This is a genomic window from Micromonospora sp. AB353 (assembly GCF_049538395.1).
GTDB lineage: Bacteria > Actinomycetota > Actinomycetes > Mycobacteriales > Micromonosporaceae > Micromonospora > Micromonospora aurantiaca.
Genome location: NZ_JBMVFV010000007.1, coordinates 81,117 through 100,367, shown reverse-complemented (window position 1 = coordinate 100,367; position 19,251 = coordinate 81,117). Strand labels below are relative to the sequence as shown.

Genomic DNA, 19,251 nt, shown 5'->3' with positions numbered 1-19,251 from the left:
TGACCTCCCTGATTTGGACGGGCGGACTCTATCACCGGAGGCTGACGCGGTACTTGTCGCGGAGCAAAGAATGATCGACCGCACCCGTGACCGCTCCCGTTCTGCGCGTCGCGCCCATCGTGGGATACCGTTTCCCCCGAACACAGGAGGTCGACGAATGTCCTTGACGGTGCACACGGAACAGCGCGGCGACGTGGTCGTCGTGTCGGTCGCGGGCGAGCTGGACATGGCCACGGCACCGCAGCTCCAGGACCAGATCACGGATCTGCTGGACAAGGGGCGCAGCCGCCTCGTCTTCGACCTGGCCGAGGTCTCGTTCTGCGACTCCACCGGCCTGTCGGTGTTCGTCCGGGCGAAGAACAACTGTGACGAGGTCGGCGGCGTGGTCCGGCTGGCCGCCCCGCAGCGCGGTGTGCTGCGCATCCTCGAGGTCAGCGGCCTGGTCGAGGTGCTGCACACGTACCCGACGGTCGAGCAGGCCGTCGCGGGCGACCCCACCCCGGCCTCCTCCTGACCGATCCTGCTCAGCGCTCGTCCTCGATGTAGCGGGGACGGGCGATCACCATGCCCGCCGCCGTCTGCACGGCCAGCGCCACCAGCAGGAAACCGATCGGGGCGGTCCAGCCGCCGGTCGCCTCGTAGAGGATGCCCACCAGCAGCGGTCCGAGCGCCGCGATCACGTACCCGGTGCTCTGCGCGAACGCGGACAGCGCCACGGTGCCCTCGGCGGTCCGGGCGCGCAGCCCGATCGTGGTCAGGATGAGCGGGAACGCGCCCTGGCCGAGCGCCAGCAGCAGCACCCACAGCGGCGCCAGGCCGCGCGGGGCGAGCGCCAGCCCGGTGTACGCGGCGGCGGAGAACACGGTCAGCGACAGCACCAGCGGCCGGAGCGTGGCCAGCCGGCCGGCGAGCGCCGGCATCATCAGCGCCACCGGCACGCCCAGCGCGGTCACGCCGGCGAGCAGCAGCCCGGCCGCCTCCGGCCGGTAGCCGGCGTCCCGGAAGAGCTGGGCCAGCCAGCCCATGATCGCGTACCCGCTGAGCGACTGCGCCCCGAAGTACACCGCCATGGCCCAGCCGAGCCGGGTCCGGGCGGGCTGCACCCGGGCCGGGGCGGTGACGGCCATCGCCGGGGGCGCGTTCCGTCGCGCGGCGCGGGCCCGCAGCGCGAGCGGCACCCACGGGAGTACGGCCAGCGCGGCCAGCCCGGCCCAGATGCCGAGTCCGGCCCGCCAGGACCCGAACGCGTGGGCGACCGGCACGGCGGCGGCAGCGGCCACCGTCGTGCCCACCGTCAGGGCCATCGTGTACGCCCCGGTGACCAGCCCGGTGCGGTGCGGGAAGTGCTGCTTGACGAGCATCGGCAGCAGGATGTTCGCCACCGCGATGCCGGCCAGCGCGAGCGCGCTGGTGAGCACGAAGACCGCCGCCGAGCCGGTGACCGCGCGCAGCACCTGCCCGGCGGTGAGCGCCAGCATGGCCAGCACCAGCACCCGGGGCGCGGCCCAGCGGCGGACCAGCCACGGGGTGAGCGCGCCCAGCCCGGCGAACGCGATGGTGGGCAGCGTGGTGACCAGGCCGGCCATCGCGCCGGAGAGTCCCAGCCCGACCCGGATCTCGTCGAGCAGGGCACCGAGGCTGGTCACCGCGGCCCGCAGGTTCAGCGCGACGAGCAGCATCCCGGCGAGCACCAGCAGACCGCCCCGGACCGGGCCGGCCGCAGGGGCGGGGGCCGCCGCGGGGGTGACGCCCGGTGCGGGCACTGTCGCGGCGGGCGCAGGTGGCGGAGTCATGACCTCGAACCTACAATCATGGGATGAATTTCGGCACGAGGTGTAACCGGTGACACCCGCCCGGGATTCCGTCGCCGTGCCTCCGCGCGGTCACCGGGTCCGGCAGACGATCGAGCAGCTCCGGGAACGGATCCTCGGCGGCGAGTGGCCGGTGGGCGGGCGCATCCCCACCGAGCCGCAACTCGTCGCCGCGCTCGGCGTGGGGCGGAACACGGTCCGCGAGGCGGTCCGGGCGCTCGTGCACGCCGGGGTGCTGGAGTGCCGGCAGGGCTCCGGCACGTACGTGGTGTCGACGGACGAGCTGGCGCCGGTGGTGGCCCGCCGGCTCACCGACGACCGGATGACCGAGGTGATCGAGGTCCGGCGCGCGTTCGAGGTGGAGGCGGCCCGGCTCGCCGCGCTGAGGCGTACCCCCGAGGACCTGGCGGCGCTCGGCGGCGCACTCGCGGCTCGTGAGGCCGCATGGCGCGGCGGCCGGGTGGACGAGTTCGTCGAGGCGGACGCCGCGCTGCACACGGTCGTGGTGGCGGCCGCGCACAACGCCATGCTGGCCGAGCTGTACGCCTCGGTCGGCGCCGCGCTGCGCAGCACCGTGGCCCAGGCGATGGGCGAGGCGCTGACCCCGGAGCGGTACGTGGACCACGGCCGGCTGGTCGAGGCGATCCGGGCCGGCGACCCGCAGCGGGCGGCGATCGAAGCCGGTGCTTTTCTCGAAGGGCCCGCCGGGACATAGGTTGTCCCCGACGCAGACTCATCAGGGCACGGGAGTACGGATGCTCAAGGGCTTCAAAGACTTCATCATGCGCGGCAACGTCGTCGACCTGGCGGTCGGTGTCGTCATCGGCGCGGCGTTCACCGGCGTGGTGACCCAGCTCACCAAGTCGTTCCTGGAACCGCTGGTACGCGTGTTCATCGCGCTGATCACCGGCAGCAAGGACGGCCTCAGCGGCTCGACCCCGAAGTTCCGGGGCATCCCGTTCGACTGGGTGGCCTTCGTCAACGCGGCGATCACGTTCGTGCTCACCGCGGCGGCGCTGTACTTCCTCGTCGTCTACCCGATGAACAAGCTCGCCGAGCGGCGCAAGCGCGGCGAGGAGCCGCCGCCGTCGGCCCCGAGCGAGGAGGTCAAGCTGCTCACCGAGATCCGCGACGCGCTGCTCGCCGGCAACCACGGCACGCCCGGCCAGCGCAGCGCCCTGGACGACGTGCTCGGCCGCCGGCAGGAGCCGCCCGCGCCGCGCTGACGCCATAACCGATCGGCCCTCGCGGGAATCCCGTGGGGGCCGACGTGTATCGAACACATGTTCGATAGAGTCCGGGCATGGAGCAGCGTAGGCACTGGTGGAACGGGAAATGGGGACGCCTCGCCCGGCGTGACGTCTTCCTCCGGGTGGACGGCGACCGCTGGCACGTGGAGCAGCGGGCCGGCGGCGCCGAGGGGGTCTCCCGGTTCTACGAGCACGCCAGCGTCGAGGAGGCCGAGGAGACGGTCCGCGCGCTGCTGGACGGCACCGACACCTGGCGCGAGCTGTCCCCCCGTCCGCCGGGTGGCTGGGCCCCGTCCGTTTAGCGCCCGCGCGCCCCGGGAACCGCTTCTGCATGAGCCAGCAGCAGGACACCGTCTCCCGGGTCACCACCGGCATGCGGGTGGTCGACTCCGCAGGCGTCGAGGTGGGCACAGTCGATCTCGTGCAGCGCGGCGACCCGGCCGCGGTGACAGTGCAGGCGCCCGCCCCTGTCGACCCGGGCAGCAGCCTGGACGAGCTGATCGAGTCGGCGGCGGTCGAGGAGCCGGACGTACCGGCCGACCTGGCCGCCCGGCTGCTGCGCGACGGCTACCTCAAGGTCTCCACCGAACTGGTCCGCACCGGCGCGGTCTATGTGCTGGCCGACCGCATCGCCACGGTGGGCGACGGCGCGGTACGCCTCACCGTCCCGGCCGCGGAGCTGCCCGCCGAGGAGTGAGCCCCGGCAGAGGTGATGCATTTATCACCCACGGTAATGAATGATCAATGCAAGTTGCCCCGAGAAGGCGCTCGCCAATCCGCTTGCACAGCGTCCCAATGGCATGACTTTGCGCTCTAATCGCAGATGAATGCCTTGATCGTTGATCTTCAAAAACATTGCGCGCGCTCACGTATCTACATCGACCCTCCGCCACGGATAGTTATTGGCGAACCAAGGGGGTCGAGGGGGAACGATGAACGAAGCGCTGGCGGAACCGCTCACCGGATACCAGGTGGTGGCCGTGGCTACAGCAGTCGCCGGAGTGGTCGCCGGCCTGGTGCGAGCCTATGTGGCATACCGGGCCCGGATAAACGAGGAACGCGAGGCGACGACACGCACCACAGCCCGGGTGACATGGCTGATTCGGCTCGCGGAGGCCGACCATGACGTCGTGCGGATCGTGGAACGCGACCGCGACGGGCATCGAGAGGTCGAGCTGGGCGGACGCAGCGCGTCGAAGACCGATGCCGTCGAGGAGGCGGCGTGACCGACATCAAGGGCACTGCCGCTCTGACACCGGGCTCCACCGACAGCGACGCTCTGCGCGAGGCGGAGGCAGCCCGCCTGAAAGCCCTCCACGACCGGGAGTTCGCCGAATTCGCCGAGAGCTCCTACTACCGGGTCGAACGGATTCTCCGGGCGACGTGCCGAGACCGTCAAGCGGTGGACGACGCCCTTCAGGAAGCGTATCTGCACGGCCGAGTCGAGTGGCCCAAGCTTCGCGAGCACGTCAAACCGGCCGGCTGGATCGTCAGCACGGCCCGCTTCAAGATGCTGAAGGATCACGATCGGCGCCAGCGGGAAGCCGCGGTGGCGCCGGAAGACCTGCCACCGTCGTCCCACTCGGACATCGCGGACGTGTGGGAGGCGCAGGAGACGCTGCGAGGCTGGCTGCACCAGCTACCGGCACGGCACGCCGAAGTGTTCCAGATGTCGCGGGAGGGCTTCTCCAACCAGGAGATCGCAAGCATTCTCGGGCTGACCGAGAACAGTGTCCGCTCCTACAAGACCGCCGCCAAGAAGAGGCTGGGCGAACTGGCCGAGGAGGCAGGCTTCACCCGTGCGGAGCGCGACCGGCGTCAGGGGGCGGGCCGTGGACCTCGATGACATCCTGACCCTGGCCGAGACCAGGCCCAGCCCTCTGGAACTCGCCCGCGCCCGCCGTGTCGCACGGACCGTGCAGAGTCAGTACGACCTCTCGCTGACCGAGGGCTACAAGATCATCGTGGATGCCGACCTCGTCGACCCGCTGACCTGGGACGCCGACGAGGCCACCCGCGTGGCGCGCGCCGCCCAGCTCGCGAAGCGGGGCACTGTCACCTGGCTGGCCGGCGCCGGCCAGACGGAGCGTTCCGAGCGGCTCTCCTGGTCCGACGAGATGGCCATGATCGTCGGTCACGCGCCCGGAACGCTCCGCCTCACCGCACGGACGCTCTTCGACCTCGTCCACCCCGCCGATGTCGAGCGTGTCCTCGCCGCGGTGAGGACGGCGTGGGAGCAGAGCCGTCCCGACGAGATCGGTTTCCGGGTGGTCCAACCCGGAGGCAGCATCCGCCACGTGTCCTGCCACCTCGAGATCCTGACGGAGGCGGGCCGGCCGGTCGGCGTCATCGCCACGGGCGAGGACGTCACCGCGTTCGAACTCGCCCGCCAGGAGCAGCGTCGGCTCGCGATCCGCCGTCAGATGCTCGGCGTCGATCCGGCCGTACGGGACGTGCTCACCGGACTACAGACCCGGGGCTATGTCATCGACGAGGTCGACAGGGCGCGTCGCACGACCGGCGGCGCCCTGATCGTCGTGACCACCGAACCCGCCACCCGCATGCCTGACGCGCTCACCGACGAGGACCGGGACCAACTGACGGCTGACATCGCCCGGACCCTGCGCACAGTCGTCGGGCATGACGTGACCAGCGGCCTGGTGGGCTCCGGCTCGTGGGGCTTACTACTCGCCCGACAGGAACGAGCGGGGACGGCGGAGAACCTGGCCGCGCGGATCGTCGACAAGTTCCGGAATCATCTCTTCAGCGTCCGCCAGAAGCCACTGCGGCTCAACATCTCTGCGGGTGTGGTCCATTTCGGCAGCGACATCCCGGACACCGGCTTCGACCTTCTCATCGACGGCGAGCACGCGGCCCGCGACGCACGCCGGAGCGCGACCGACGTCAAGGTTTTGGAGCATCCGGCCGCCGAGAGGGAGCGGACCGAGCGCTGCCGTTCGCGGATTCTGGGCGCTGTATCGACGAACCGTTTCGCCCTGTACGCCCAGCCCATCATCGATCTCGCACTCAACCAGATCGCCCGTCACGAGATTCTGCTGCGGGTACGGAGTGACACCGGCGAGCCGGTCGCGCCGTGGGCTTTCCTCGACATGGCCGAGCGTGTGGGTGAGATCCTGTCCGTCGACAAATGGGTCATCGACCATGCTCTGGAACTGATCGGCCGCGGGGCTCAGACCTCCCACTATCAGGTGAACGTCTCCGGGAGATCGCTCGCCGATCCGGGGCTGCTCACCTTCGTCACCGAGGCAATCCATCGGCACAGCGTCAAGCCGGAGTGCCTGACATTCGAAATCACCGAGACCGCGCTGATCGAGAACCGGAACGAGGCCCTGACCTTCGCCACGGGGATCAGAGAAATCGGGTGCCATCTCGCGCTCGACGACTTCGGCACCGGGTACGGCGCTCTCGCCCAACTGAAGTACCTGCCGGTGGACCTCGTCAAAATCGACGGAGCGTTCATCGTCGATCTCTGCCGATCCCCGGCGGACCAGGCTGTGGTGTCGGCGCTCGTCGAGCTGTGTCACACGCTCGGCATCCGTGTCGCCGCCGAGTACGTCCAGGACAAGGAGACGATGGACCTTCTGCGCGCAGCCGAGGTCGACTTCGCTCAGGGCTACCACATCGGGCGGCCGGCACCGATAACAGTGAGTCGGGAGGAAGTTCAGACGGTCGAGCTCGAACTGCGGCTTCCGCCTCAGCAGACAGCGATGGGCTGAGCAACCGGGTGGGCGAGGCACGGAGGGCCCGCGTGAAAGCGGGCCCTGAAGGCGGTTGCGGGAACCCTCACGGGCCTCCTGCGTCCGTCACGCTGACAGTTGTCACACCGAGCGGGCGGGAACCGACGGGGCGGTTTCCGCCGCGGCCGGCTCGGCCGCCGGGGGTACGACCGCGCGGCGGCGGAACAGCAGCAGCATCAGCCAGCCCGCTACCAGTCCCCAGAACGCACCGCCCACCCCGAGCAGGCTCACCCCGGAGGCGGTGACCACGAACGTCACCACCGCCGCCTCCCGCGCGTCCGGCTGGGCGACCGCCGCCGTGACCGCTCCGGCGAGCGCGCCGAGCAGGGCGAGCCCGGCGACGGCCTCGACCAGCACCGGCGGGGAGAGCAGCACCAGGGCGGTCGCCACGCCGGCGCCCAGGCCGAGCAGGGCCAGGCCGATCCCGGCGGTGACCGAGGCGATCCAGCGCCGCTCCGGGTCGGGGTGGGCGTCCGGGCCTGCGGCCAGGGCGGCGGTGATCGCGGCCAGGTTCACCGCGTGCCCTCCCGCCGGGGCGCCGAGGGCGGTGGCGAGGCCGGTCACCCGCAGCGCCGAGCCCAGCGGGGCCCGGTAGCCGTACCCGGCGAGCACTGCGGTGCCGGGCACGTTCTGGGCGGCCATGGTGACCAGGAACAGCGGCAGCGCGAGCCCGACGACGGCGGGCAGCGTCCAGGCCGGCACGGTGAGCGCGACGACGGGTGCGGCGTCCAGCCGGGCCGGCCCGGTCGTGGTGAGCGCGATCGCGACCACTGCCACGGCGAGCGCGCCCGGCACCGCCCAGCGGCGGGCGAACCGGTGCAGCAGGAGCCAGACCAGCACCACCGGCCCGGCCAGCCGGGGTACCTCGACCAGGGCGCGTACCGGCGCCGTACACAGCGGCAGCAGCACCCCGGCGAGCATGGCGGAGGCGATCGGGGCCGGGATCGCGGCGACCGCGCGGCCGAGCGCGGGGATCAGCCCCGCCGCGACGATCAGCAGGCCGGCGAGCAGGAAGGCGCCTACCGCTGCGGGCCAGCCGCCGGCGACCGGCCCGGTGGCCACGAGCAGCGCCGCGCCCGGCGTGGACCAGGCGATCGACAGCGGCAGCCGGTGCCGCAGGCCGAGCCAGACCGCGCAGGCGCCGCTGGCGACGCAGAGCGCGAGCAGGCCGGAGGCGGCCTGGTCCGGTTCGGCGCCGACCGCGCGCAGCCCGGCCAGGACGACAGTGAACGAGCTGGCGAAGCCGACCAGGGCGGTCACCACGCCGGCCAGGACGGGTTGGAGCCGACCGCCCATGCTCTCCTCCTCCGGCCGTTCCGTTTACGGAACGGCACGGTGTAGCACGATAGCCCCCATGACAGCCGCCGCACCAGCCGACGACAGGGGCGCCCGGGAGGTCGGCCGGCGCATCCGCTCGCTCCGTACCGAGCGGGGCGTCTCCCTGTCCGAACTGGCCCGCCTCGCGGGCGTCGGCAAGGCCACGCTCTCCGGCCTGGAGAACGGCGTGCGCAACCCCCGCCTGGAGACCCTGTACGCGATCACCGCACAGCTCGGCGTACCGCTGACCGCCGTGCTCGCCACGCCCGACCAGGCGCCGACCCTGCGCGGAGCTGCGGTGGGTGCCACGCTGCTGGAGGTGTTCGACGACCGGGAGGCGACATACGAGCTGTACCGGATGCGGGTCAGCCCGGGTCCGGCGCAGCTCTCCCCCGCCCACTCCAGGGGCGTGACCGAACACGTGACGGTCTTCTCCGGTGTGCTCCGCGCCGGGCCGGTCGACGCCCCGCTGACCGCCGGTCCCGGGGGCTACCTGCGGTGGACCTCCGACGTCCCGCACACCTACGCGGCGGTGGGCGAGGAGGAGGTCCACGCGAGCCTCCTGCTGCGCTATCCTCGTCCGTCCACACCGGACAGTTGACGCATACCCAGGATGCAAGCTGATGACATTTCTTTCAGCAGACCCGCCACCGCGTAGAGACGCGGAGCCGTTCTTCTTGGCAAGCTTGTCCTCATGACGCTCATCCTCCGCTCGGCCATCCTCAACGACGTCGGCCTCGTCCGGACCAACAACGAGGACTCCGCCCTCGCCGGTGACCGCCTCGTGGCGGTGGCCGACGGCATGGGCGGGCTCCCCGCCGGCGAGGTGGCCAGCGAGATCGTCATCCGGATCCTGGACGAGCTGACGCCACCCACCGGCGCCGACGAGGCGGCCGACGCGCTGCGCGCCGTCGTCAGCACCGCGAACCAGCGCATCCGCGCGGCCATCACGGTGGACCCGGCCCGCGACGGCATGGGTACGACGCTCACCGCCGCCCTGCTCGCCGGGGACACCCTGGTCCTGGCCCAGGTCGGCGACTCCCGCTGCTACCTGCTGCGCGACCACGAGCTGACCCAGCTCACCCGCGACGACACGTTCGTGCAGGCGCTCGTCGACCAGGGCGCGCTCTCCCGCGACCAGGCCCGGCACCACCCGCAGCGCTCCCTCGTCACCCGCGCGGTGCAGGGCTCCGACGCGCCACCCGCCGTCGGCGCGCTCACCGTCTTCCCCGGCGACCGGCTGCTGCTGTGCAGCGACGGCCTCTCCGACTACGTGGAGGACGCCGCCATCGCCGCGGCGCTCGCCACCTACGGGGACCGCCAGCAGTGCGGCGAGCAACTGGTGAAGCTGGCCCACCAGGCCGGCGCGCCGGACAACGTGACTGTGGTCATCTCGGACGTCACCGAGGCGTGAGCGGGCGCCCTTTCCGGTTGCGGACCACGGCGGGTGCGGTTGGGATGAACGGATGCACATTCGCCGGCTGGCCGCCGATGAACGACTGACCACCAGCTTCCCGCTCCAGGCGTACGCGTTCGAGGCCTCGCCGATCGGCGCCACCCGGACCGACCAGTTCCGCGCGTACCTGCCGTACAACGCCGGGAACACGACGCTGGTCGCCGAGGAGGACGGGGTCACCGCGGCGGCCGTGTCGGCGATACCGATGCGGCAGAACCTGCGCGGCGCGGTACTGCCGATGGCCGGTGTCGCGGGCGTGGCCACCCATCCGCTGGCCCGCCGGCGCGGCCACGTCCGCACGCTCATGCAGCAGCTCCTCGACGGCGTACGCGACGAGGGCCACCAGCTCACCGCGCTGCACCCGTTCCGCGCCTCGTTCTACGAGCGCTTCGGCTACATCGGGCTGCCCCGGCGGCGTACCGCGATCTTCAACCCGGCGGACCTCGCGCCGCTGCTGCGCGCCGAACTGCCCGACGAGCTGGTCTGGGAGCGGATCGGCGCGGCCTATCCGCGGTGGCGCGCGTACACCGAGCGGTGCCTGCGCGAACGCCACGGCTTCGCGGTCTTCCCGGACTTCCGGGCGGTCGGCCTGCGCGACCGGGACGACCGCTGGCTGATCAGCGTGGTGCGCGGCGGCGAGACGGTCGGCGCGGTGACCTACCGCATCGACGACCACGCCGGCACGCTGTTCGCCGACGACATGCTGGTCGACGACGCGTACGCCCGCGCGTCGGTGCTCCAGTTCTTCGCCCGGCACGTCGACCAGGTGGCCCGGATCAGCGTCCAGGTGACCCCCGACGAACTGCCCGAGCTGTGGCTCACCGACCTCGACGTGCAGGTGGAGGCGCGGGTGGCCCGGCCCGACCCGACCGCGCCGATGGCCCGGCTGCTCAGCCTGGACGCGCTCGCCGACCAGCCGGTCGGGGTCGGCCGGGTACTGATCGAGGTCGTCGGCGACCGCTGGCTCGCCGGTCGGCACCTGCTCGACGGCACCACGGGCAAGCTCGCGGTGCTGCCCGCGCAGACCGCCGCCGAGGGCAGCGTGCCGACCGCGCGGCTCACCGCCGCCGGGCTGTCCGCCCTGGCGTACGGGGTGCTCGACCCGGCCGAGGTGGTCCTACGCGGGCTGGGTGAGGTGCCCGTGGACGCGGCCGGTGAGCTGCGCCGCCTCTTCCCCCGTGAGCTGCCGCACCTGTTCGCCGACTTCTGACCCGGTTGACGACGCGCGCCCGGGGGTAGGGTCCAGCGCGTGCCGGAGTGGCTGGAAGCGGGATTCTGGGGCCTGCTCGCCGGGTCGGCCCTGCTGGTCGGGGCGGCCGTCGGGTTCTTCGCGCGCGTACCGCGCCGGATGACCGCCTCGGTGATGGCGTTCGGGGCGGGTGTGCTGCTGTCCGCCGTCTCGTTCGAGCTGATCGACGAGGCGCACGAGCAGGGCGGCCTGCGGCCGGTGGTGATCGGTGCGGCGATCGGCGCGCTCGCGTACACCGGGATGAACGTGCTCCTGGCCCGGCACGGCGCGCGGCACCGCAAGCGCTCCGGCGACGAGCAGCCCTCCGAGCGGGAACAGCCCGGCTCGGGTACGGCGATCGCGGTCGGCGCGCTGCTCGACGGCGTACCCGAATCGGTGGTGATCGGCGCGAGCCTGCTCGCCGGCGGCCCGGTCAGTCTGGTCACCGTCATCGCGGTGTTCCTCAGCAACGTGCCGGAAGGGCTGTCCAGCGCGGCCGGCATGCGGCAGGCCGGGCGTACCCGGCGCTACGTGTTCGGGCTGTGGACGGCCATCGCGTTGATCTCCGGTGCGGCGGCGCTGGCCGGGTACACGCTGCTCGGCGGCGCGCCGCCCGAGGTGCTGGCGACGATCACCGCGCTCGCCGCGGGCGCGATCCTCGCGATGATCACCGACACCATGGTCCCGGAGGCGTTCGCCGACGCGCACCTGCTGGTCGGGCTGATCACCGTACTCGGTTTCCTCGTCGCGTTCGCGCTCTCGCACGCCTGACCGGCGCGCCCGGTCGCCGGTGCCGCTTTCACGTGGCCGCCCGTTGCCGGCGGCGGCTTAGCGGCGGGTTAAGGATCGTCCGTGGAGTCGTGCCGGGGCGGCCGGTCCTCCTAGCATCGGGCGGTGCGCGTGAAGTCGGCTGTCACTCTGCTCGTCCTCGCCCTGGCGACGGCGACGCTCCCCGCCTGCGGCGACGACGATCCGGCTGTCGCGCCCGCCGCCGACGCCGGCTCGTCGGCCGGTCCGGCAGCCGCCCCGGTCGCCTCCCCGAGCGGGCGGGCCGGTCTCGGCAGCGCCCGGCCGAGCCCCAGCCCTACCACCGTCACGTTCCGCGCCGGCAATCCGGCCGGCCGGGCCGCCGTACCGGCCGAGGCGCGCCCGGTGGACACCTCGCGCCCGACCCGTACCGTCGGCAGCGGCACCCCGGCGAGCTGCACCTCGGAGGCGGTGGTGAAGGCCGTCGCGGCCGGTGGTCTGATCACCTTCGACTGCGGGCCCGCGCCGGTCACCATCACCATGAAGGCCACCGCGAAGGTGGTGAACTCGCACGGCCCGCGCGTCGTGCTGGACGGCGGTGGCACTGTCACGCTGAGCGGCGGCGGCAAGCGCCGGATCCTCTACATGAACACGTGCGACGAGGCGCAGGGCTGGACCACCTCGCACTGCCAGAACCAGGACCACCCTCGGCTCACCGTGCAGAACCTGACGTTCGCCGACGGGGACGCCACGGGCGAGAAGACCGAGGGCGGCGGAGGCGGCGCGATCTTCGTACGCGGCGGGCGGTTCGCCGTGATCAACTCACGGTTCGTCGGCAACCGCTGCGACCGCACCGGCCCGGACCTCGGGGGCGCCGCGCTGCGTGTGCTGAGCCAGTTCGAGAACAACCCGGTGTACGTGGTGAGCAGCACCTTCACCGGCGGGGTGTGCGCCAACGGCGGGGCGCTGAGCAGCATCGGTGTCTCCTGGACGGTGCTGAACAGCGTCTTCCGCGAAAACCGCGCGGTCGGCACGGGGGCGAACCCGGCCCGGGGCGGCACACCGGGCGGCGGCAGTGGCGGCGCGATCTACTGCGACGGCAACGAGTTCGCGGTACGGATCGCCGGCACGGTGATCGAGGACAACAGCGCGAACGAGGGCGGCGGCGCGATCTTCTTCGTCAGCAACAACCGGACCGGCACCCTGAAGATCGACAGCAGCACCCTGCGGCGAAACCCCAGCCGAGGCTTCGAGACGAAGGGCCACCCCGGCATCTTCTTCCTGGGCGCCCAGATCTCCTGACCCGCCCCGCGCCGCCCCGCCCCCGCGCCGCCCCGCGCTGCTCGGCTCGGCCCCGCCCGCCCGCCCGCCCGCCTCGTCGATCATGAAGTTGACGGTCCCGTCGTCGGCGTGTCGACCCGCCAACTTCATGATCAGCGGAAAATCCCGGCCCGACGGCGCCCGTTCCGCCGGCGCCATCGCATCCGCCCTCTCGCAGGGCGAGGTGGGGCGAGGCGGCGAGGCAGGGCGGGGTCAGTAGGGGTTGGGGTGGCCGGGGAGGTGGCCTCGGGTCAGGGCTGCGGGACGACCCGGGAGTGTCGGGTCCGGGGACAGCGGCGGGGAGTCGGTACCGGCCCGCGCGGCCATCCCGGCGAACAGCTCTTTCAGGGCGGTCACCGTGTCGATGCTCGGGCTCCACCCGAGTTCGGTCTCGGCGCGGTGGCTGGACATCAGCGGCACGTTCAGCGCCAGGTCGACCCAACCGGTGTCGACGGGTTGCAGCCGCGCCCGCCAGGTCAGCGCCGCAGCGGCCCGCAGCACCGGCACCGCCACCGGCAGCGTCCAGCCGTGGAAGTGCCGAGCCACCAGCTCCGGCGTCAGCACCGGGTCGGCCGCCACGTTGAACGCGCCGCTCGCCTCCCCCACGACCGCCCGGGCGTACGCGTCCGCCACGTCGTCGGCGTGCACCGCCTGCATCCGGAGTCGCCGGTTCGACGGCACCAGCGGAATCCGGCCGTACCGCAGCAGGCGCACCGGCACCAGCGGGCCGAGGAAGTAGCGGCTGATCTCCGTACCGGCCTCCCGCTGGAAGATCAGTCCGGGCCGCAGCCGTACGACGCGCAGCTTCGGGTGCTCCCGCTGCACGCCGTCGAGTAGCGCCTCGACCTCCGCCTTGTCCCGGCTGTACGACGACGTCTCCACCCCGGTCGCCGGCCAGTTCTCGCTGACCGGGTGGTTCTTCGGGCCGGGCGCGTAGGTGCCGACAGATGAGGCGTACACCAGGGCCGGAACGCCGACCCGGACGGCGGCCTCGATCACCGCGCGGCTGCCGCCGACGTTTGTTCGGTGGAGCGTGCGGCGGTCGTGGCTGGGCTGGATCTGCCAGGCCAGGTGCACTACCGCCCGTGCCCCGGCGAAGATCCGCACGAGCTGGTCGGCGGCGCCCGGTGCGCCGATGTCGCAGGAGTGCCACTCCACGTCGTCGTACGGTTCACCGGCGTCCGGTCCGGGCAGCCGACGGGCCACGCCGACCAGTTCGGTGCCCGTCTCCCGCCGCAGCCGGCGCAGCACTGCCGTCCCCACGTTGCCGGTCGCCCCCACGATCACGATGCGCATGACGGGTGCGGTACCCGCTGAATCGGGCAGCAACCGCTCACGGACGGGGGTTCGTGCTCAGCGGCAGCCCGCACAGCGTCTGGTTCCGGCCCGGCAGCCATGCGTGCACCTCACCGCCGGGCCGCCGCCGTTCACGCCTGGCGGCGACAACCCCTGGGGTACGCGGGCGGTGCGCGTACTCCCGTGGTGGTAGCCCGATCGACGACTCCGGTACGACGACCGGCGGCGATGCCCGTCCATACGCTGCCGCCGTCACCACATGCCGCGACCCGAGGGAGTCCCAGAATGTCCATGCACCTGCTCGCCGGCGCAGTCGCCCCGGCCGCGCACGCCTCGCTCGCCGCCGGTGGCATCGGCGGCTCCGGGCGGACCGGCGCCACAGTCATCGCCCTGGTGGGCCTGGCCGGCGTGGCCGTCGGCGGGTTGGCACTGCGCCGCTCCCGCCGGGGGCCGGGCGAGGGGCGGGTCCAGGCCCTGCTGGCTGCCGCGGCCGGACTTGTCAGCCTGGTCCTCAGCGTGTGGCATCTGGCGCTGACCACCGAGGGCCTCGGCAGCGGCCAGGGCCGGGCCGGTGCGGTCGCCGGGGTGGCGTTCGGGCTGATCGGGGCGGTGCTGGGCGGGCTGGCGCTGGCCCGTTCCCGGCGCACCGCCTGACCGGTCGCTGGCGTCGGCCCGGCGGCTCGGTCAGGAGGCGGTGAGCCAGCCGGGGACGGTGAGCCCCGACTCGTACGCGAGCACCACGAGCTGGGCCCGGTCCCGTACCCGCGTCTTGGTCATGATCCGGCTGACGTGCGTCTTCGCGGTGGCCGGGCTCAGCACCAGCCGGGCCGCGATCTCGTCGTTCGACAGCCCGGCGGCGACCAGGGCGAGCACCTCCCGTTCCCGCTCGGTGAGCGCGTTCAGCCGGGGGCCCGGGTCCGGGTGCCGGGTCCGGGCGGCGAACTCGGCGATCAGCCGGCGGGTGACGGCCGGGGCGATCAACGCGTCGCCCCGGGCCACCACCCGGACGCCGTGAATCAGCTCCGCCGGCTCGGTGTCCTTCACCAGGAAGCCGCTCGCGCCGGCCCGCAACGCGCCGTACACGTAGTCGTCCAGGTCGAACGTGGTCAGGATGATCACCCGGGCGGCGGTGCCGGTGACGATCTCCCGGGTCGCGGCGAGCCCGTCCAGCAGGGGCATCCGGATGTCCATGAGGACGACGTCCGGCCGTAGTTCCCGCGTCAGCCGTACCGCAGTGGCGCCGTCGGCGGCCTCGCCGACCACCTCGATGCCGTCCTCGCCGTCGAGGATGGAGCGGAAGCCGGCGCGTACCAGAGTCTGGTCGTCGGCGAGCAGCAACCGGATCATGTCGTCTCCCCCTGTGCCGTGCGTGGCGCCGGGACCGGCAGCGGGGCGGGCCGCAGCGGAAGGCGGGCCCGCACCAGGAACCCGCCGTCCGGGCCGGGCCCGGTGGTGAGCGTGCCGCCCAGCGCCCGGGCCCGCTCACCCATGCCGAGGATCCCGTTCCCGGGCGGGCCGGCCGGACCGGCGCCGTCGTCCGCCACCTCCACCAGCACCTCGTCGCCGTCCGGCACGACCCGGACCACCGCCGTGGTCGCGCCCGCGTGACGGCTCACGTTGGTGAGCGCCTCCTGGACGATCCGGTACGCGGACAGATCCACCTCCGGCGGGAGCGGCCCGGTCTCCGTCACCTCGGTACGCACCGTCAGCCCGCACCGCCCGGCTGCCGTGACCAGCTCGTCGAGGCGGTCGAGACCGGGCGCGGGCCGGCTCGGCGACGTACCCTCCTGCCGGAGCACGCCCAGCGCCGCCCGCAGCTCGCGCAGCGTCTCCCGGCTCGTCTGCTTGATCACGGCGAGCGCCTCCGCCGACCGCTCCGGATCGGGCCGGTGCAACGCGGCGCTCGCCTGCACGCTGATCAGCGACAGGTGGTGGCCGAGCAGATCGTGCAGCTCGCGGGCGATCCGCAGCCGCTCCTCCGTGGCCCGGTGGCGGGCCTCCTCCTCCTTGCGCTGCTCCGCGGCGAGCACGCGGGCCTGCACCTCGGCGAGGTAGGCCCGCCGGTTACGGGTGACGCCGACGATGACCGCGACGAGCCAGCCGGCGTGCAGCAGCGTCGCCCCGTTCCCGCTGACACCGGTCCGGGTGTAGCTGTCGGCGACAGCGAACGAGACGACAGAAGCCAGGCCGAGCCCCACCGCGACCGCGAGGTACCCCTCGTCGACGACCGTGTACAGCGCCACGACGAACACCAGCATGATCGGCCCGGGCCGGTGCAGCAGAGCCCCGTACGCGGCCACCGCGGCCAGCGCTGCCACGCCCACCGCCACCGGGTATCGCCGGCGCAGGTAGAGCGCTGCGGACGAGGCGAGGACGACGAGCAGCGCCACGAGTTCGGCGGTGGTGTCGATGCCGTCCGACTGCACCACCAGGCCGAGCAGGGCTACCAGGGCGACTGCAGGCACCAGTGCGGCTTCTGCCTTGAGGCCGTGCCGGTGCCAGCTCGACATTGCCGAAGCGTAGCGGCCCGAGGACGCAGCGGAGGGCCCCGAAGCGGCGCCGCGGCGGTGTCGGGGCGTGGTAGGAGGGTCGATGCGCGACGCACGCCGGGCTGATCGGCTTCGGGTAACCTGTGCCGTGCGGGCCGCTAGCTCAATGGCAGAGCTGTGGACTTTTAATCCATAGGTTCAGGGTTCGAGTCCCTGGCGGCCCACTCTCCCACAGGTCAGCGGCCCCGACTGGGGTCGCTGTTGCCATTACCGGGGCGGTACCGCAGCGAAGTGCAGCAGTGGACCAACCGCCAGCCCGGCCTCCGTGTCAGAGTGCTCTCCGAAGCGGCAGCGGACCGAACAGCTGGAGGGTAGGCGATGACGGACGGACCGCTCGTGCGCAATTCGCGGCTGCTCGGCCTGTTCGTCGAGATCGTTCGAGGGCCCGAAGGAACCCTGCGGGCAGTCGAGACCGCCGGCCGTGGCATCACGGCAGAGGCACGCTGCACACTGACCGTGGTTACCGACAAGATGGCCACCGACTCCGGCAGCCCGGCCGAGGCGCATCAGAGAAGCCTCGACTGCGCCGACCGACTCGTCGAACTGGGTGCCATCGAAGATGACCTGAGCGAGTTGTGGTCCCGCCGCCGAGGAGGCGAGCTTGAGGAGGCCGCGTTTGAGGCTAGCCTCCTGCGAATCGTCATGCGCCTGGAGGCGTGGCCACGATCTTGGCCGCGCCTGTCAGCCTGATCAGCAGGGTTCGTACAACCGGCGCGGAGGACGGGACGGTCGGGACCGAGTCGAGCCGGCAGGGCACCGCTCGACGGCGTTCCGGTGCCACCGGTCGAATACTGGCCGGGTGACGGAGGAACTGACTGACAGGTCGACGCGGTGGACGATTCATGGTGAGCGGGTTGTCGACGGCAGCCGGCGCTCCCGGTTGAGCATCGCGGACGTGGAGCTTCCAGACGGGATCCGCGTCGAGCAGTACGTGATCCGGGCGCCCCGATCGGCCATGGTTGCTGTACTCGACGGCCAGGAGCGCCTGCTTCTGATGCGACGGCACCGGTTTGTCTTCGACCGGTGGGTCTGGGAGCTGCCCGGCGGCTACGTCGACGAGGGCGAGGATCCGGCAAAGTGCGCAGTCCGGGAGGTCGAGGAGGAGACCGGGTGGCGTCCCGAGGCAGTAGAACCATTGCTGTCGTTTCAGCCGTGGGTGGCGACCGCGGACGCGGAGAACTTGCTGTTCCTTGCCCGCGAGGCGGAGCACATCGGCGCCCCGGTAGACGTCAACGAGACCGAGCGGGTCGCTTGGATTCCGCTGGAGGAGGCGCGGCGACTCGTGTCCGAGGGTGAGATCGTGGGTGCCGGCACAGTGATCGCCGTGTTGGAACTGGTGGCGCGCAGGGCTAGAGGTGAGCTGTAGTGCTGCACCGCCGTTTTTCTCGGCTGGACGCGGCAAACGGCTCTACCGACGCCAGGAGTACGGAACACTGACTCGTCCGCGTCACGATGACGCGGAGGAAACGATGACTCGATCCGGCCAGGAGCCTGTGATGATCGTGCCGCCGGCGCAAGGCGAGTCGAGGGAAACCGAGTACCTCCTTCGCGACCCGAGCAACGCTGCCGCACTGCGCCGATCGATGGCAGAGCTCGAGAAGGGCGAGGCCGCCGAGCGGAACCTGACCGACTCGCACGCCGCGGCGGATCCTGACGATCGCAGCCGAGAGCGCCAGGTTTAGCGGCTTGCCGGATTGCTATGAGGGGGATCGATCCGCAGACCGACGAGCGAGGAGAGAGCCGATGGCCAGCGGTGCGATCCCGTCCGACGATCCGACCCGTACCCTCGTCCACGCCCGCCCCGACGACCCCGCCCTCCCGCACCTCGCCATCGCGGGCGGCACCTACACGATCCTGGTCACCGGCGAGCAGACGGCCGGCCGGTACTGCCTGATCGACGTGCGGTTTCCGCCCGGCGGTTCCGCAACTCGTTCGACCAGCCCGCGCGGCTGCTCTGCATGTGCACCCCGGCGGGGCAGAACGAGTAGTTCCTGCGTGTCGGCGACCGGGTGGACGGGCCCACCTCGCCGCCGCCGGCTCTCACCGACGAGGAGCAGGCCGAGCGACGGGACCGGGCCGCCGCGCTGGCCGCCGAGTACCGCGCGGAGTTGCTTGTCCCTTGACCTGGCGGGCACGAGTCAGGCGTGCCGGGCGGCGATCTCTCGCAGTCCTTCGTAGAACGTGACCATCTCGGTGTCGCTCTGGTCGATGGTCCGCAGGCGGCGGTTCACGCCCTCGACGAGCGCTGCCGCGATTCGCTCGGCTCGATCCGGTTCCATGCTCGGCAACCTGAGCAGGCCCATCGCCCGGGCAGGCCACAGGTGCAGCTCCAGGTCGTCGTCCTGGAGCATCCCGGCTGGCACCGACTCGATGATGTTCGCGTAGACGCGCCCCTGGATGTACCACTCCCGGTCGGCGTCGAAGACCACGATGACCATTGCCGTCTCCGCTCCCCCGCGCGCGGCCGCCTCGCACACTCCGATCCAGCCTAGTGCTCAGAGGCGCGACGGGCGGGCCCG

General features: G+C 72.2%; 23 protein-coding genes and 1 tRNA gene. 18 read left to right on the top strand and 6 right to left on the bottom strand.

Annotated features, from left to right (window positions below):
- Nucleotides 1-157 precede the first annotated feature (157 nt).
- Complete coding sequence (locus tag ACPCK6_RS06045) at nt 158-514, top strand: STAS domain-containing protein (RefSeq protein ID WP_135242831.1); 357 nt, start codon at nt 158-160, stop codon at nt 512-514.
- A gap of 10 nt (nt 515-524) precedes the next feature.
- Here ACPCK6_RS06045 and ACPCK6_RS06040 read toward each other — a convergent pair whose 3' ends face one another.
- Nucleotides 525-1,793 (bottom strand): MFS transporter, encoded by a 1,269-nt coding sequence (locus ACPCK6_RS06040; RefSeq protein ID WP_423480542.1) that lies wholly within the window; start codon nt 1,791-1,793, stop codon nt 525-527.
- Between the two features lie 49 nt (nt 1,794-1,842).
- On the opposite strand from ACPCK6_RS06040, the gene ACPCK6_RS06035 reads away from it, so the two are divergent.
- From ACPCK6_RS06035 to ACPCK6_RS06005, 7 genes are all read left to right on the top strand, one after another.
- Complete coding sequence (locus ACPCK6_RS06035) at nt 1,843-2,526, top strand: FadR/GntR family transcriptional regulator (RefSeq protein ID WP_423480541.1); 684 nt, start codon at nt 1,843-1,845, stop codon at nt 2,524-2,526.
- Nucleotides 2,527-2,566: 40 nt separating this feature from the next.
- Entirely contained in the window at nt 2,567-3,037 is a 471-nt protein-coding gene (gene mscL / locus ACPCK6_RS06030; protein WP_187690944.1) for a large conductance mechanosensitive channel protein MscL, read from the top strand.
- 77 nt (nt 3,038-3,114) lie between these two features.
- Nucleotides 3,115-3,363 (top strand): hypothetical protein, encoded by a 249-nt coding sequence (locus tag ACPCK6_RS06025; RefSeq protein ID WP_026268772.1) that lies wholly within the window; start codon nt 3,115-3,117, stop codon nt 3,361-3,363.
- Nucleotides 3,364-3,392: 29 nt separating this feature from the next.
- The gene (locus ACPCK6_RS06020) at nt 3,393-3,758 is read left to right on the top strand and encodes a hypothetical protein (RefSeq protein ID WP_423480540.1); all 366 of its coding nucleotides are present in this window, start codon (nt 3,393-3,395) and stop codon (nt 3,756-3,758) included.
- A 235-nt stretch (nt 3,759-3,993) separates the two neighbouring features.
- Entirely contained in the window at nt 3,994-4,287 is a 294-nt protein-coding gene (locus ACPCK6_RS06015; protein ID WP_396881964.1) for a hypothetical protein, read from the top strand.
- Nucleotides 4,284-4,907, top strand: a complete 624-nt coding sequence (locus ACPCK6_RS06010; protein WP_396881963.1) for an RNA polymerase sigma factor — start codon at nt 4,284-4,286, stop codon at nt 4,905-4,907. The genes ACPCK6_RS06015 and ACPCK6_RS06010 overlap by 4 nt, the downstream gene beginning before the upstream one ends.
- Entirely contained in the window at nt 4,894-6,798 is a 1,905-nt protein-coding gene (locus ACPCK6_RS06005) for an EAL domain-containing protein (protein ID WP_423480539.1), read from the top strand. The genes ACPCK6_RS06010 and ACPCK6_RS06005 overlap by 14 nt, the downstream gene beginning before the upstream one ends.
- A 102-nt stretch (nt 6,799-6,900) precedes the next feature.
- On the opposite strand, the gene ACPCK6_RS06000 is transcribed toward ACPCK6_RS06005, so the two are convergent.
- A complete protein-coding gene (locus ACPCK6_RS06000; RefSeq protein WP_396881960.1) occupies nt 6,901-8,115 on the bottom strand; it encodes a benzoate/H(+) symporter BenE family transporter in 1,215 nt (404 codons plus the stop codon).
- A 58-nt stretch (nt 8,116-8,173) separates the two neighbouring features.
- On the opposite strand from ACPCK6_RS06000, the gene ACPCK6_RS05995 reads away from it, so the two are divergent.
- The 5 genes from ACPCK6_RS05995 (at nt 8,174) to ACPCK6_RS05975 (ending at nt 12,869) form a co-directional block, all read left to right on the top strand.
- Nucleotides 8,174-8,737, top strand: a complete 564-nt coding sequence (locus ACPCK6_RS05995; protein ID WP_423480538.1) for a helix-turn-helix domain-containing protein — start codon at nt 8,174-8,176, stop codon at nt 8,735-8,737.
- A 93-nt stretch (nt 8,738-8,830) separates the two neighbouring features.
- Complete coding sequence (locus tag ACPCK6_RS05990) at nt 8,831-9,550, top strand: PP2C family protein-serine/threonine phosphatase (RefSeq protein ID WP_013283512.1); 720 nt, start codon at nt 8,831-8,833, stop codon at nt 9,548-9,550.
- Between the two features lie 52 nt (nt 9,551-9,602).
- Nucleotides 9,603-10,802 carry a GNAT family N-acetyltransferase gene (locus ACPCK6_RS05985; protein WP_423480537.1) on the top strand — a complete coding sequence of 400 codons (1,200 nt, stop codon included), beginning with the start codon at nt 9,603-9,605 and terminating at the stop codon, nt 10,800-10,802.
- Between the two features lie 39 nt (nt 10,803-10,841).
- Complete coding sequence (locus ACPCK6_RS05980) at nt 10,842-11,591, top strand: ZIP family metal transporter (protein WP_423480536.1); 750 nt, start codon at nt 10,842-10,844, stop codon at nt 11,589-11,591.
- 129 nt (nt 11,592-11,720) lie between these two features.
- Entirely contained in the window at nt 11,721-12,869 is a 1,149-nt protein-coding gene (locus ACPCK6_RS05975; RefSeq protein ID WP_423480564.1) for a hypothetical protein, read from the top strand.
- A 231-nt stretch (nt 12,870-13,100) separates the two neighbouring features.
- Here the strand turns inward: ACPCK6_RS05975 and ACPCK6_RS05970 are convergent, their stop codons facing one another.
- Nucleotides 13,101-14,183, bottom strand: a complete 1,083-nt coding sequence (locus ACPCK6_RS05970; RefSeq protein ID WP_423480535.1) for an NAD-dependent epimerase/dehydratase family protein — start codon at nt 14,181-14,183, stop codon at nt 13,101-13,103.
- A gap of 285 nt (nt 14,184-14,468) precedes the next feature.
- Between ACPCK6_RS05970 and ACPCK6_RS05965 the strand changes: the two genes are divergently transcribed.
- Entirely contained in the window at nt 14,469-14,837 is a 369-nt protein-coding gene (locus tag ACPCK6_RS05965) for a DUF6223 family protein (protein WP_423480534.1), read from the top strand.
- A 30-nt stretch (nt 14,838-14,867) separates the two neighbouring features.
- On the opposite strand, the gene ACPCK6_RS05960 is transcribed toward ACPCK6_RS05965, so the two are convergent.
- The gene (locus ACPCK6_RS05960) at nt 14,868-15,530 is read right to left on the bottom strand and encodes a response regulator (RefSeq protein ID WP_396881953.1); all 663 of its coding nucleotides are present in this window, start codon (nt 15,528-15,530) and stop codon (nt 14,868-14,870) included.
- Nucleotides 15,527-16,693 (bottom strand): sensor histidine kinase, encoded by a 1,167-nt coding sequence (locus ACPCK6_RS05955; RefSeq protein WP_423480533.1) that lies wholly within the window; start codon nt 16,691-16,693, stop codon nt 15,527-15,529. Before ACPCK6_RS05955 ends, ACPCK6_RS05960 begins: the two co-directional genes overlap by 4 nt.
- 131 nt (nt 16,694-16,824) lie before the next feature.
- Between ACPCK6_RS05955 and ACPCK6_RS05950 the strand changes: the two genes are divergently transcribed.
- The 4 genes from ACPCK6_RS05950 to ACPCK6_RS05935 all read left to right on the top strand — a co-directional run bounded on the left by ACPCK6_RS05950 (nt 16,825) and on the right by ACPCK6_RS05935 (nt 18,414).
- Nucleotides 16,825-16,896 (top strand) — tRNA-Lys (locus ACPCK6_RS05950).
- A 154-nt stretch (nt 16,897-17,050) separates the two neighbouring features.
- Entirely contained in the window at nt 17,051-17,422 is a 372-nt protein-coding gene (locus tag ACPCK6_RS05945; protein WP_318331888.1) for a hypothetical protein, read from the top strand.
- A gap of 109 nt (nt 17,423-17,531) precedes the next feature.
- Nucleotides 17,532-18,098, top strand: a complete 567-nt coding sequence (locus ACPCK6_RS05940) for an NUDIX hydrolase (protein WP_423480532.1) — start codon at nt 17,532-17,534, stop codon at nt 18,096-18,098.
- A 130-nt stretch (nt 18,099-18,228) separates the two neighbouring features.
- Nucleotides 18,229-18,414: a type II toxin-antitoxin system Phd/YefM family antitoxin gene (locus ACPCK6_RS05935; protein WP_318331886.1), complete on the top strand. Its 186-nt coding sequence runs from the start codon at nt 18,229-18,231 to the stop codon at nt 18,412-18,414.
- A 456-nt stretch (nt 18,415-18,870) separates the two neighbouring features.
- On the opposite strand, the gene ACPCK6_RS05930 is transcribed toward ACPCK6_RS05935, so the two are convergent.
- Complete coding sequence (locus ACPCK6_RS05930; RefSeq protein WP_423480531.1) at nt 18,871-19,170, bottom strand: hypothetical protein; 300 nt, start codon at nt 19,168-19,170, stop codon at nt 18,871-18,873.
- Nucleotides 19,171-19,251 lie beyond the last annotated feature (81 nt).